The sequence below is a fragment of the Bradyrhizobium sp. S3.12.5 genome, from assembly GCF_040548225.1.
GTDB lineage: Bacteria > Pseudomonadota > Alphaproteobacteria > Rhizobiales > Xanthobacteraceae > Bradyrhizobium > Bradyrhizobium cytisi.
In genome coordinates, this window is sequence record NZ_JBEPRF010000036.1 from 1 (window position 1) to 12,881 (window position 12,881).

Annotated in this window: 11 protein-coding genes; 7 read left to right on the top strand and 4 right to left on the bottom strand. The window is 65.1% G+C overall.

Translation table 11 applies throughout. The features are described 5' to 3' along the window. Positions 1–121: 121 nt before the first annotated feature. The gene (gene mutS / locus ABIC09_RS35010; RefSeq protein WP_354085169.1) at positions 122–2,860 is read right to left on the bottom strand and encodes a DNA mismatch repair protein MutS; all 2,739 of its coding nucleotides are present in this window, start codon (positions 2,858–2,860) and stop codon (positions 122–124) included. A 216-nt stretch (positions 2,861–3,076) separates the two neighbouring features. Between mutS and pcaF the strand changes: the two genes are divergently transcribed. The 5 genes from pcaF to ABIC09_RS35035 all read left to right on the top strand — a co-directional run bounded on the left by pcaF (position 3,077) and on the right by ABIC09_RS35035 (position 7,897). After that, a complete protein-coding gene (pcaF, locus tag ABIC09_RS35015; protein WP_148754316.1) occupies positions 3,077–4,285 on the top strand; it encodes a 3-oxoadipyl-CoA thiolase in 1,209 nt (402 codons plus the stop codon). A gap of 134 nt (positions 4,286–4,419) precedes the next feature. Continuing rightward, the gene (locus ABIC09_RS35020; protein ID WP_354112101.1) at positions 4,420–5,313 is read left to right on the top strand and encodes a dioxygenase family protein; all 894 of its coding nucleotides are present in this window, start codon (positions 4,420–4,422) and stop codon (positions 5,311–5,313) included. Positions 5,314–5,442: 129 nt separating this feature from the next. After that, positions 5,443–6,144 (top strand): protocatechuate 3,4-dioxygenase subunit beta, encoded by a 702-nt coding sequence (gene pcaH, locus ABIC09_RS35025; protein ID WP_354112102.1) that lies wholly within the window; start codon positions 5,443–5,445, stop codon positions 6,142–6,144. 1 nt (position 6,145) lies between these two features. Continuing rightward, positions 6,146–6,748 carry a protocatechuate 3,4-dioxygenase subunit alpha gene (pcaG, locus tag ABIC09_RS35030; RefSeq protein WP_354112103.1) on the top strand — a complete coding sequence of 201 codons (603 nt, stop codon included), beginning with the start codon at positions 6,146–6,148 and terminating at the stop codon, positions 6,746–6,748. A gap of 87 nt (positions 6,749–6,835) precedes the next feature. Beyond that, positions 6,836–7,897, top strand: coding sequence for a phosphotransferase (locus ABIC09_RS35035; protein ID WP_354112104.1), 1,062 nt, complete (start codon positions 6,836–6,838; stop codon positions 7,895–7,897). A gap of 132 nt (positions 7,898–8,029) precedes the next feature. Here the strand turns inward: ABIC09_RS35035 and ABIC09_RS35040 are convergent, their stop codons facing one another. The 3 genes from ABIC09_RS35040 to ABIC09_RS35050 are packed head-to-tail and all read right to left on the bottom strand — an operon-like array spanning position 8,030 to position 11,235. Then, a complete protein-coding gene (locus ABIC09_RS35040) occupies positions 8,030–9,586 on the bottom strand; it encodes an MDR family MFS transporter (RefSeq protein WP_354112105.1) in 1,557 nt (518 codons plus the stop codon). Positions 9,587–9,590: 4 nt separating this feature from the next. Continuing rightward, positions 9,591–10,760: an HlyD family secretion protein gene (locus ABIC09_RS35045; protein ID WP_354112106.1), complete on the bottom strand. Its 1,170-nt coding sequence runs from the start codon at positions 10,758–10,760 to the stop codon at positions 9,591–9,593. Continuing rightward, complete coding sequence (locus ABIC09_RS35050) at positions 10,753–11,235, bottom strand: MarR family winged helix-turn-helix transcriptional regulator (RefSeq protein ID WP_354112107.1); 483 nt, start codon at positions 11,233–11,235, stop codon at positions 10,753–10,755. Before ABIC09_RS35050 ends, ABIC09_RS35045 begins: the two co-directional genes overlap by 8 nt. Before the next feature lie 156 nt (positions 11,236–11,391). Between ABIC09_RS35050 and ABIC09_RS35055 the strand changes: the two genes are divergently transcribed. Further along, positions 11,392–11,886 (top strand): Fur family transcriptional regulator, encoded by a 495-nt coding sequence (locus tag ABIC09_RS35055; RefSeq protein WP_148754325.1) that lies wholly within the window; start codon positions 11,392–11,394, stop codon positions 11,884–11,886. Positions 11,887–11,921: 35 nt separating this feature from the next. After that, positions 11,922–12,875 carry a DMT family transporter gene (locus tag ABIC09_RS35060; RefSeq protein ID WP_354112108.1) on the top strand — a complete coding sequence of 318 codons (954 nt, stop codon included), beginning with the start codon at positions 11,922–11,924 and terminating at the stop codon, positions 12,873–12,875. Positions 12,876–12,881 lie beyond the last annotated feature (6 nt).

Sequence of the window (12,881 nt, forward strand, 5' to 3'; positions counted from 1 at the left end):
TCAGAGGCCTCTCAGCCAAATTAGGCCAAAAACCAGCGATCATCCGCTTCCGCTTCAGCATCGCAGCGTAACCGCGAGATTCTTGCCCAGCCTCTGCGCTTTGCCCACCCTACGAGACCTTTCATTGCTTCGGCAGCTTGGCCTTCAGCGCATACAGCGCGTCCAGCGCCTCGCGCGGGGACATCTCGTCGGGGTGCAGCGCCTTGACCGCGTCCATCAATAGCTCGGCCTCGGTCGGCGGCGCGGCTTCCGCGGCGGCGCGCGAGGGCACCGCGAACAGCGGCAGATCGTCGGCGAGGGCGCGCGCCGTTTGGCCGCGGTCTTGCGCCTCTAACTTTGCCAGCACCGATTTCGCGCGCGTGATCACGGCCGGCGGCAGGCCTGCGAGCTTTGCCACCTGGATGCCGTAGGAGCGATCGGCCGAGCCCGGCAGCACCTCATGCAGGAACACGACGTTGCCCTGCCACTCCTTCACCCGCACCGTCGCGTTGAACATGCGCGGCAGCTTGGCCGAGAGTGCGGTCAGCTCGTGATAGTGCGTCGCGAACAGCGTGCGGCAGCGGTTGCTTTCGTGCAGATGCTCGATCGCGGCCCAGGCAATGGAGAGGCCGTCGAAGGTGGCGGTGCCGCGGCCGATCTCGTCGAGGATCACCAGCGCGCGCTCGCCGGCCTGGTTGAGGATCGCAGCCGTCTCGACCATCTCGACCATGAAGGTGGAGCGGCCCCGCGCGAGATCGTCGGCGGCGCCGACGCGCGAGAACAGCCGGTCGATGATGCCGATCCGCGCGCGTGCGGCCGGCACGAAGCTGCCGATCTGCGCCAGCAGCGCAATCAATGCGTTCTGGCGCAGGAAGGTCGATTTACCCGCCATGTTCGGACCGGTGAGCAACCAGAGCTGGCCGGATTTTTGCGCTGGGCCAGGCGAGAGGTCGCAGGCATTGGCGATGAACGGCTCGCCATTGCGCTTCAAGGCCTGCTCGACCACGGGATGGCGGCCGGCCTCGATGGCGAAGCCGAGCGAGCCATCGACCTCGGGCCGCACATAGTTTTCATCGACCGCGAGCTTGGCGAGCGACGTCGCAACGTCGAGCAGCGCAAAGCCTTGCGCCGCAGCGCGCAGATCGTCGCTGATCTCGATCGCCCTCGCGCAGAGCCGCTCGAAGATTTCGAGCTCGAGCCCGAGCGCGCGGTCACCGGCATTGGCGATCTTGGCTTCGATCTCGCCAAGCTCGGACGTCGTGAAGCGCACCTGGCCCGCCAGCGTCTGGCGATGGATGAAGGTCGCGTTCAGTGGCGCCGACATCAGCTTGTCGCCGTGCTGCGCGGTGACCTCGACGAAATAGCCGAGCACGTTGTTGTGGCGGATCTTGAGGCCCTTGACGCCAGTGTTGTCGGCGTAGCGGGCCTGCATCGCGGCGACCACGAGGCGGGAGGCGTCGCGCAGGTTGCGCGCTTCATCAAGGGCCGGCTCGTAACCGGCACGAACGAAGCCGCCATCGCGCTTGATCAGCGGCAGCTGCTCGTCGAGCGCACGGGCAAATTCGGCCGCGAGCTCGCGCGAGGGCCGCCTCAGCGCCGCCATCACGGCGGCGATCTCCTGCGGCGGCTGGTCGAGCTCGGAAAGCCGCGCCAGAACCTGGTCGGCGGCGATGATTCCGTCGCGTAAGCCAGCAAGGTCGCGCGGCCCGCCGCGGCCGACCGAGAGACGGGCGAGCGCGCGCGACATGTCGGGCGCGCCGCGCAGGATGCTGCGGATGTCCTCGCGCGTGGCCGAATCCGCGACGAAGGCGCTGACGGCATCGAGCCGCCGCGCGATCGCCGGCGCATCGGTCAAGGGTGCTGCGAGCCGCTGCGCCAGCAGGCGCGAGCCGGCCGAGGTCACCGTGCAGTCGATCGCATCGAGCAGCGAGCCGCGGCGTTCGCCCGCGAGCGTCCGCGTCAGTTCGAGATTGGCGCGCGTCGCCGGATCGATCGCCATGGTCGCGCCCGAGGCTTCGCGTGCGGGCGGCGACAGCGGCGGGTGCTTGCCGACCTGGGTGCGATCGACATAGGTGACGGCGGCGGCAGCAGCCGTGGCCTCCAGCCGCGTCAGTTGCGCCAGCCCGTCCATGGTCGCGACGGCGAAATAGTCGCAGAGGCGCTTTTCGGCGGTGGCGCCGTCGAAGACGTCGCGGGTCACCGGCGTTAGCGCCGGCAGCTCGCGCAAGGTTTGGCCGAGCTCGTTGTCGCTATAGAGCGCGTCGGTGACGATGGCCTCGTTCGGGTTGATGCGCGCCAGCGTCGCGGCGAGCTCCCCGCTAGAGCATTCCGTGACAGTGAATTCGGCGGTCGAGATATCGATCCAGGCGAGGCCAAAGCGGTCGCCGCCGGCCGACGAGCGCGCTCGCGCTATCGCCAGCAGATAGCTGTTGGCGCGCGCATCGAGCAGCGTGTCCTCGGTCAGCGTGCCCGGCGTGACCAGCCGGACAACGCCGCGGCGCACGACGCTCTTGTTGCCGCGCGCTTTCGCAGCGGCGGGATCCTCGGTCTGCTCGCACACGGCAACCCGGTGGCCGGCGCTGATCAGGCGATGCAGATAATCCTCGGAGCGCTCGACCGGCACGCCGCACATCGGGATGTCGTTGCCCTGATGCTTGCCACGCTTGGTCAGCACGATGCCGAGCGTCTTCGAGGCGATCTCGGCATCCTCGAAGAACAGCTCGTAGAAATCGCCCATCCGGTAGAACAGCAGCAGGCCCTGATGCGCCGCCTTGATCTCCAGGTACTGTTCCATCATCGGCGTGACGCGCGCGGCGGCGTCCGCCTGCGGCGCGGGCGTGAATTCAGGTTCTGGCGCGGGGATGGGCTGTTGCATCGTCATGAGCGGTACAACCTACAAAATTTCACCCGAGCATCCTACCGGTTTGGCCGGAGAGGTGAGGTTTTCCACGTTGTCCGCACTGCGGCATGCGTGGCGGGTGGCAGGCCCCTGCAAATCGCACGCGAAACCGTCAATTGACCTGCCGCGGGCGCCCTCCTAAAACTCCGCCGTCATTGAAGAATTCTGGCCGAACCGCGGCATTCAGGGAGAACAACGATGCGTGACGTCTTTATCTGCGATGCCGTGCGGACCCCGATCGGCCGTTTCGGCGGCGCGCTTGCCAAGGTGCGCGCCGACGACCTCGCGGCGGCCCCGATCAAGGCGCTGATGGCCAAGCACCCCAATCTCGATTGGGCGCAGGTCGACGAAGTCTTCTTCGGCTGCGCCAACCAGGCCGGCGAGGACAACCGCAACGTCGCGCGCATGGCGCTGCTGCTCGCGGGACTCCCGGACTCGGTTCCCGGCCAGACCCTGAACCGGCTTTGCGCCTCCGGCCTCGATGCTGTCGGTGCGGCGGGCCGCGCCATCCGCTCCGGCGAGATCGAGCTTGCGATCGCCGGCGGCGTGGAATCCATGACCCGCGCGCCGTTCGTGATGGGCAAGGCGCAGGAAGCTTTCTCGCGCTCGGCCGAGATCTTCGACACCACGATCGGCTGGCGCTTCATCAATCCGCTGCTCAAGGCGCAGTATGGCGTCGATGCGATGCCGGAGACCGGCGAGAACGTCGCCGAGGAATTCCAGGTCTCGCGCGCCGACCAGGATGCCTTCGCCATCCGCTCGCAGCAGCGCGCCGGTCAGGCGATCGCAGCCGGCTATTTCGCCGAAGAGATCATCCCGATCACCATTCCCGGCGGCAAGGCTGGGCCTGTTACCGTCGACAAGGACGAGCATCCGCGTCCCGAGACCACGCTGGAAGGTCTCGCCAAGCTGAAGCCGATCGTGCGCAATCCCGGCACGGTGACGGCCGGCAATGCGTCGGGCGTCAACGACGGCGCGGCCGCGCTGATCCTGGCCTCGGAAGCTGCCGTGAAGAAGCATGGCCTCACGCCGCGCGCCCGCATTCTCGGCCTCGCCTCGGCCGGCGTGCCGCCGCGCATCATGGGCATCGGCCCCGTGCCCGCGACCCGCAAGCTGATGGAGCGTCTGGGCAAGAAGATCACCGACTTCGACCTGATCGAGCTCAACGAAGCTTTCGCCTCGCAGGGCATCGCCTGCATGCGCCAGCTCGGCGTCGCCGACGATGCCGATTTCGTCAATCCGCATGGCGGCGCCATCGCGCTCGGCCATCCGCTGGGCATGAGCGGCGCGCGCCTCGCGCTCACCGCCGTCCACGGCATGGAGAAGCGCGGCGGCAAGCTTGCGCTGGCCACCATGTGCGTCGGCGTCGGCCAGGGTGTTGCCGTTGCGATCGAGAAGCTGAACTGACGTCATCCCGGGGCCGGGGCCACAGTCGTCATGCCCGGGCTTGTCCCGGGCATCCACGTTCTTGGTGCCGCGAGAAGAAGGTCGTGGATGGCCGGGACAAGCCCGGCCATGACGCAAGGTGAAAGGATCATGCCATGATCATCGAGCGCGAGCAGGACGTCACGGCCGCCGCACTGGCGGTGATGGAGCGGACGTCCGATCCGCGGGTGCGGCAGATCATGGTCTCGCTGGTCAAGCACCTGCACGGCTTCGTCCGTGACGTGCGCCTGACCGAGAAGGAATTCCGCGACGCCACCGCAGTCATCGCCGAACTCGGCAAGCTGACCACCGATACGCATAACGAAGTCGTGCTGATGGCGGGCTCGCTCGGCGTCTCGCCGCTGGTCTGCCTGCTCAACAACGGCGATCAGGGCAACACCGAAACTGACCAGTCGCTGCTCGGACCTTTCTGGCGGCTGAACTCGCCGCGGGTGGAGAATGGCGGATCGATCGTCCGCTCCGAAACGCCTGGTGCGCCGTTGTTCGTCAACGGCCGTGTCGTCGACAAGGACGGCCGCCCCGTCGCCGGCGCCGAGGTCGATGTCTGGCACGCCTCGCCGGTCGGGCTCTATGAGAACCAGGATTCCGAGCAGGCCGACATGAATCTGCGCGGCAAGTTCACGACCGATGTCGACGGGCGCTTCGCCTTTCGCTCGGTGATGATGGTCGGCTATCCCATTCCGACCGACGGTGTCGTCGGCCGACTACTGAAGGCGCAAAGCCGGCACCCTTATCGCCCCGCGCATCTGCACGCCCTGATCTTCAAGCCGGGATTCAAGGTGCTGATCTCGCAGGTCTACGATCCCAACGACCCCCATATCGACAGCGACGTGCAGTTCGGCGTGACACAAGCGCTGATCGGCAAGTTCGTGCGCCACGACACGCCGCATCCGGCCGCGCCTGACGTTGCGACGCCATGGTATGCGCTCGACCACACCTATCGGCTCGAGGCCGGGGAGGCCGTGCTGCCGCGGGCGCCGATCAAGTAAGGCCTCGTGACGGATGATGTCGGTTTGGCGGGAGGCCGCTAAACCCGCTTCCCTAGATTAGTTATATTCTATAATGATTGGCATAAGCGTTGACCGGCTGAACTAAAATGGCCGGGGAGGAGTTCGCCAATGACATTCATCTATCCCGTCGACAGCAACAAGGCGCATCCGCTGCCGCTGTCGCCCGAATACAAGAGCTCGATCAAGCGCGCGCCGAGCAAGCCCTTGATCCCGATGCGCCACACGCTGTCGGAACTGACCGGCCCGGTCTACGGCCACGAGACAGTGCGCGACGGCGACAACGACCTCACCACCCAGCACAAGGGCGAGCCGCTCGGCGAGCGCATCATCGTGCACGGCCATGTCCGCGACGAGGACGGTCGCGGCGTCCCGAACTCGCTGGTCGAGATCTGGCAGGCCAATGCCTGCGGCCGCTACGTCCATGTCCGCGATCAGCATCCTGCGCCGCTCGATCCCAACTTCACCGGCGCGGGCCGCACCGTGAGCGATGCCGCTGGCTATTACCGCTTCGTGAGCATCAAGCCGGGCGCCTATCCCTGGGGCAATCACCACAACGCTTGGCGTCCCGCCCATATCCATCTGTCGGTGTTCGGCCATTCCTTCGTCACCCGCCTGGTGACGCAGATGTATTTCCCGGGTGACCCGCTGTTCCCGTTCGATCCGATCTTCAACTCGGTGCCGGACGAGAAGGCGCGGATGCGCATGGTCTCGTCGTTCGACCTGGAGAATACCAAGCCGGAATGGGCGCTGTGCTATCGCTTCGACATCGTGCTGCGCGGCAAGGATGCCACCCCCATGGAGACCCACTAACGTGCAGGATTCTGCGAAGCCCAATGGGATCACGCCATCGCAAACGGTCGGCCCGTTCTTCAAATACGGCCTGACGCCGACCGGCGACTACGCCTGGAACGACGCGTTCACCAATTCGACGCTGACGCCCGATGTCACCGGTGACCGTGTCCGCATCGAGGGCCAGGTGTTTGACGGCGACGGTGTCGTCGTGCCGGATGCCATGCTGGAGATCTGGCAGGCCGATGCACAGGGCCGCTTTGCCGATCCGCAGGACAAGCGCGCATTGCCGAACGCCAGCTTCCGCGGCTTCGCCCGCTGCGGCACCGACAAGGACGGCAATTACTCCTTCGACACCATCAAGCCGGGCGTCGTGCCCGATCCCGACGGCAAGCCGCAGGCGCCGCACATCGTTCTGGCGGTGTTCGCGCGCGGCATGCTGCGGCATCTCTATACCCGCATCTATTTCAGCGACGAGGCCGGCAACGCCGCCGATCCCGTGCTGGCATTGGTGCCGGCCGACCGCCGCGTCACGCTGATCGCGGTGCGTGAGGCCGGCAAGCCGGTCTATCGCCTCGACCTGCGCCTGCAGGGCGACAACGAGACGGTGTTCTTCGACGTGTGAGGCCGGGCCGCCGCGTCAGGCGGCCGATGCGGCTGGCGCTTCCCCGAGTGATCATGCAGTATGGCTGCATGCACCGGGGGGCGCTTCATGACATCCACGCAACTGCCGGCGGTCGCTGAGCCCAGCTACCTGACCGCTGCACTGCGCAAGGCCGGCGCGCTGGACGCCGGCGCCGTGCGCGAGGTGAAGGTGCTGCATGAGCGCGACACCGTCGTGTCGCACATCGCCCGGCTCGGCCTGCGCTATGTCGGCGAATCAGCCGGTGCACCGCAATCACTGATCCTCAAGACGTCGCATGCCGATTTTGCCAAGACGCTCGCCGATGGCGGTCGGCACGAGGTGGCCTTCTATACGATGCTGGCACCGAACACGCCGCCGGGGTTGGTGCCGCGCTGTTTCGACAGACGTTTCGACGAGGAGGGCCAGACCTGGCATCTCCTGCTCGAAGATCTCGCCGATAGCCATGAGATCGCAACCCAATGGCCGTTGCCGCCGTCGCGTGAGCAAACATTCGCGATCGTTTCCACGCTCGCGCGTTGGCATGCGGCCTGGTGGGACCATCCGAGCCTTGGTGACACCGTCGGCAGCTGGGCGAGCACTGAAGACAGCGCACACCACATCGAGACTTTTGCCGGCCATTACGACCGTTTCGCCGATCTGCTTGGCGATCGCCTTAGTGAAGAACGACGTATTCTCTATCGCCGCCTGATCGACCAGTCGGCCCGGCTATCCGAGCGCTACCATTCACGCCGTCATCTCAGCGTCACCCATGGCGATGCCCACACCTGGAATTTTTTCCTGCCGCGCACTGGCGTTGCCGATACCGTGCGCATCTTCGATTTCGACCTGTGGGGGATCAACGTACCGACCAACGACCTCGCTTACATGATGGCGGTTCATTGGTATCCGGAACGCCGGCAGGGGCTCGAACGCTCACTGCTCAATCTGTATCACGAGACGTTGCTCACAAGCGGCATCACGGGGTACACGCGCGGCACGCTCGATCGTGACTACCGCCTGTCGGTGCTCTGGCACATCACCAAGCCGGTCTGGCAATGGGCCATCAACATCCCGCCGGTGATCTGGTGGAACAATCTGGAGCGGGTGATGATGGCGGTCGAGGATCTGGGGTGCGAGGAGTTGTTGTAGAGGCTCGCGCTACTGATTCGCTGTCGTCGCCCGGGTTGACCGGGCGACCCAGTATTCCAGAGACGTTGGTGGGATACGGAGAAGCCGCGGCGTACTGGATGCCCCGGTCAAGCCGGCGCATGACACCTGTTGCTACTCCATCACCGCATGTTCCGGTCCCGACGCCTGCTTGCGCAGCGCGGCTTTGCTCGAGCCGATCATGAATGCGAGCGGAATGGTGCAGAGGATGAAGAACATCACGAGCTGATAGTCGCGCGCAAAGGCGATGATCTGCGCCTGGAGGCCGACGATCCGGTCGGCCATGGCGCGGCCGGAGTCGGTGGAGAGATTGATCATGCCGCTCACGTCGGGCATCTGGAGCGCGTGGTTGAACGGGTTGATGTGCTCGGACAGGATCGCGTAGGTCTTGCGCGTGCCCTGGGTCAGCTGGGCGATCACGATGGAGATGCCGACCGAGCTTGCGACGTTGCGCAAGAGCGTCAGCATCGAGGTGCCGTCGGTGCGCAAGCTGTTTGGCAGCGTCAGGAACGCGACCGTCGAAAGCGGCACGAAGACGAGGCCGAAGCCGAAGCCCTGGATCACGCTGACGATGACGATCTCCGGCACTTGGGTCTGGTCGGTCCATCCGGTCATCTGGAACAGTGAGGCCGCGGTCAGCGTCAGGCCGGAGATAATCAGCGTGCGCGCCTCGATGTAGCGCATGATGCGGCCGACCATCATCATCGCGAAGAAGGTGCCGAAGCCGCGGCTCGCCAAAAGGCCGCCGGCGGTGATGATGGGATAGCCGATGACGTTTTGCAGATAGGGCGAGGCCAGCGCCATGGTCGAGTACAGCACCAGCCCCATCACCGTCATGAAGATGCAGCCGGTGAGGAAGTTGCGGTCCTTGAATAGCGCGAATTGGATGAACGGGCGCGAGGTCGTGAACGAGTGGGCGAAGAAATAATAGAAGGCAATGCCCGAGATCACGAACTCGGACACAATCTCGACCGATTCGAACCAGTCGAGCTGCTCGCCGCGATCGAGTGCAAGTTGAAGTGCGCCGATCCCGATCGCCAGCGCGCCGAAGCCGAACCAGTCGAATTTGAGGCTGAGGTTCTTCTCGGTCTCGTCCATGAAAACGGCGAGCCCGAGCACGGTGATTGCGCCGAACGGCAGATTGACGAAGAACACCCAGTGCCAGGAATAGGTCTCGGTCAGCCAGGCGCCGAGCGACGGGCCCATGATCGGCCCCATCATCACGCCCATGCCCCAGATCGACATCGCCTTGGCGCGTTCCTGGAGCGTGTAATAGTCGAGCATCACCGACTGCGACAGCGGCACCAGGGCTGCGCCGAACACGCCTTGCAGCAGGCGGAACAGCACCATCTGGTTGATGTCCTGCGCGAGGCCGCACAGCACGGAGGCGAAGGTGAAGCCGGCGGCGCAGATGATGAAGATGCGCTTGCGGCCGAAGCGGTTGGAGATCCAGCCGACCGGCGCCGTCATGATCGCAGCGGCGACGATGTAGGAGGTCAGCACCCAGTTGATCTGGTCCTGGGACGCCGACAGCGTGCCCTGCATGTAGGGCAGGGCGACGTTGGCGATCGTGGTGTCCAGCGCCTGCATGATGGTCGCGGTCATGGCGCAGATCGTCACCATGTTCCGGCGCAGGCCGGGGACCATCAGGGCGGGATTGGACTCCGCCATAGGGTCAGTCCTTGTCTTTATCTTGGCTCGCGGTCGCCGACAGGCCGAGCAGGCCGGCGAGCGAGCGCTGGTGGCCGGTGTCGATGGTGGCATAGACGCTCATGCCGGCCTTCAGCTTCTTCACGTAGTTGTCGCTCGCGTCGAAATAGATCCGGACCGGCACGCGCTGCACCACCTTGACGAAGTTGCCGGTGGCATTCTGCGGCGGCAGGATCGCGAATTGCGCGCCGGTGCCGGGCGAGAGCGAGCCGATCTTGCCCTTGAAGACGTGGTTCGGGAACGCGTCGACCTCGAGGGTGACCGGCTGGCCTTCGGTGACGTGGGTGAGGTCGCTCTCCTTCGGATTGGCGTCGACCCAGGGATGGGCGACGTCGATGATGGAGAACACCGCCATGCCGGCGGAGACGTAGCGGCCGAGCTGGATCTGCTCCACCTGCGTCGCCACGCCGCCCATCGGCGCCCGCACCACGGCGTGGTCGAGATTGCGCTCGGCATTGTCGAGCTTGGATTTGGCCTGCGCGTAAGGCGGGAATTTCTCCAGCGGCAAATCGGCGTCGCCGAGCAGTTGGGTCTTGGCGGTCGATATCTGCTGCTTGACGTATTGCGCGATCGAGCCCGACGTGACCAGCGCGTTCGAGGCGTTGTCGAGGTCGAGCTGCGAGCCAAAGCTGTTCTTGACCAGCGCCTGCTTGCGCTCGACGTCGCGCTGCTTCAGGTCGACGCCCTGCTGCGCGAGGTTGAGCATATCGCCGTAGATCTTGATGTTGGCGCGGAGGTTGTCATAGGTCGACTGCGCCTGCATGACCTGCGCCCTGGCCTCGTCCACCGCGAGGCGGAACGGCACCGGATCGATCTCGAACAACACGTCGCCCTGCTTGACGAGTTGGCCCTCTTTCACGACGACCTTCTCGATCTTGCCGGAAATGTCGGGCGTCACCAGCACCTTCTGCGCGCCGACATAGGCATCATCGGTGCCGACATAGCGGCCGCCATTGAGATAGAAGGTCAGGCCGGCGATAACAGCCACGATCGGCAGCACCACCATCAGCAGGAAGCGGCGATAGCGGCGGAGGCCTGCGACCAGGCGACGGCGCGGGTTGGTGCCGGCCTTCTTGGTCGGCTTACCGCTGTCGATCTTCTGCTCGGGCTGGAATTTGAGAACCTGATCAGCCATAGCGCTGCTCCTTACGCGCTTGTTCCGCTCCGGACGTCTGGATCGCGGCACGCACGTTTTCCTTGATGGTTTCGAGTTGGGTGAGGAGACGGTGAGCGTCCGCGGGGCTGATGCCGTCGAGCGCGTTCGCCGTGAGTTCCGATTTCAGGCCGCTCATCTTGCCGAGCAGGGTGCGGCCGGCCTTCTTCAGATAGAGGCGCTTGACGCGGCGGTCCGAGGCGTCGTTGCGGCGCTCGATCCAGTCGCTGTCGCAGAGCTTGTCGATCAGCCGCGTCAGCGTGATCGGCTGCATCTCCAGGAGTTCGGCGAGTTCCGACTGCTTCATGCCCTCGCTGCGCTCGACCTTGGCCAGCACGGCCCATTGCGCGCGGGTGATGCCGAAGCGCGAGGCCTCCTTGTCGGCATAGACGCGCAAGAGGCGGTAGAGCTCGCCGAGCGTGAACAGGAAGTTCTGGTCGACAGACCCGCGGGTCATGAGCTTGGTCTCCAATAAGCTTGAATATAATAAGCAAGCTTATGATTATTTCATGGCGGAGGAAAGCGATGCTGTCCCGCAATAAAAGCATGGCTGGCCGCCGCGGCGTCGGTCGTGCTTTGGGTTCCGCGGCCGAAATGCTAGAAGGCGGGCCGAATGACCCTCGCAAAACCGGCCTTTCCGACGCCCGACCACGATCACGGCCGCTGCACCGCGGACGCGCTGGCGCATGCGGAAGCCGTTTGCGAGCAGCGGGCACAGAAATTCACGCCGATACGCCGTCAGGTGCTGGGCGCGCTGCTTTCCAGCCATCGCCCGCTTGGGGCCTATGAGGTGATCGACGAGCTCGCCAAATCGATGGCACGACCGGCGCCGATCACGGTCTACCGTGCTCTCGAATTTTTGATGGCGAACGGCCTCGTGCACCGCATCGAGAGCCGCAACGCCTATCTCGCCTGCGCCGCCCACGACCATGACGCGACCTCGGCGGTCGCGTTCCTGATCTGCGAGCGCTGCGGTCTCGTCGGCGAGATCCCGTCAGGGTCATTTGCCAGGGAGCTCAACGCCGCGGCGCGCGCGTCAGGCTTCGCGCCAAAGCTGTCCGTGGTCGAGATCACGGGCGTCTGCACCCATTGTCAGAAAACGTCTTGAAGCAACAACGGCGCAAAGCCGGATTCCAGGAAGATATGTCCTCACCTCAATCCAACCCGTCCGCCGCGCGCCCCCTCAGTGCCGGCGCCATCGCCCTCATGCTCATGCTGTGCCTGACCTGGGCCTTCAACCAGATCGCGGTGAAGCTGGTGCTGCCGGACATTCCGCCGATGCTGCAGGCGATGATCCGCTCGATCGGTGCGCTGCCGGTGCTGTTCATCATCGGCAGCCTGCGCGGCGTCAAATTCTTCGAGCGTGACGGCACGTGGAAGCCTGGCCTGATCGCCGGGCTGATGTTCGGCATCGAGTTCGTGCTGATCTTCCAGGGCCTGCGCTTGACCTCGGCCTCCCGCGCGGTCGTGTTCCTCTACACCGCACCGTTCTTTGTTGCGCTCGGCTCCTACCAGGTGCTCGGCGAGCGTCTCGGCAGCACGCAATGGCTCGGGTTGGCGATCAGCTTTGCCGGGGTGGCGCTCGCGATCGGCGTGCCGCAGGCCAATGTCGATTCACACATTCTGCTCGGGGACCTCATGATTGTCGCCGGTGCCTCGCTCTGGGCCGCGACCACGCTGGTCGCCAAGGGCACCCGGCTGCGCGTCGCCGCGCCGGAGAAGGCGCTCGGCTATCAGGTCGCGACCTCGATCCCGATCCTGGGCGCGGCTGCCCTGCTGTCCGGCGAGTCCATCACCCACACCCCGTCGCCGCTGTCGTTCGCCTTGATGGCTTTCCAGGCGATCTGGGTGGTGGGAACCACGTTCACGCTTTGGTTCGCGCTGGTGAAGGCCTATTCGGCCAGCAAATTGTCGGCCTTTACGTTCATCACCCCTTTGTTTGGCGTGGCGGGTAGCTATTTCATCATGCACGATCACCTGAGTCTGGCTTTCGGGGCTGCTGCCCTCCTTGTAATTGCTGGGCTTTTTCTGGTTAACCGTCCGAGCCGAGAGGCTGTGGCGCCGCGTGATGCATTGCTGAACGTCACCAAAACCTGATATTTG

Excerpts from the sequence above, each read along its gene's own strand:
- pcaH (WP_354112102.1), top strand. The coding sequence starts at position 5,443 with ATGACATTCATCTATCCCGTCGACAGCAACAAGGCGCATCCGCTGCCG.
- pcaF (WP_148754316.1), top strand. The coding sequence starts at position 3,077 with ATGCGTGACGTCTTTATCTGCGATGCCGTGCGGACCCCGATCGGCCGT.
- ABIC09_RS35035 (WP_354112104.1), top strand. The coding sequence starts at position 6,836 with ATGACATCCACGCAACTGCCGGCGGTCGCTGAGCCCAGCTACCTGACC.
- ABIC09_RS35060 (WP_354112108.1), top strand. The coding sequence starts at position 11,922 with ATGTCCTCACCTCAATCCAACCCGTCCGCCGCGCGCCCCCTCAGTGCC.
- ABIC09_RS35040 (WP_354112105.1), bottom strand. The coding sequence starts at position 9,586 with ATGGCGGAGTCCAATCCCGCCCTGATGGTCCCCGGCCTGCGCCGGAAC.
- ABIC09_RS35055 (WP_148754325.1), top strand. The coding sequence starts at position 11,392 with ATGACCCTCGCAAAACCGGCCTTTCCGACGCCCGACCACGATCACGGC.
- mutS (WP_354085169.1), bottom strand. The coding sequence starts at position 2,860 with ATGACGATGCAACAGCCCATCCCCGCGCCAGAACCTGAATTCACGCCC.
- ABIC09_RS35050 (WP_354112107.1), bottom strand. The coding sequence starts at position 11,235 with ATGACCCGCGGGTCTGTCGACCAGAACTTCCTGTTCACGCTCGGCGAG.
- ABIC09_RS35045 (WP_354112106.1), bottom strand. The coding sequence starts at position 10,760 with ATGGCTGATCAGGTTCTCAAATTCCAGCCCGAGCAGAAGATCGACAGC.
- ABIC09_RS35020 (WP_354112101.1), top strand. The coding sequence starts at position 4,420 with ATGATCATCGAGCGCGAGCAGGACGTCACGGCCGCCGCACTGGCGGTG.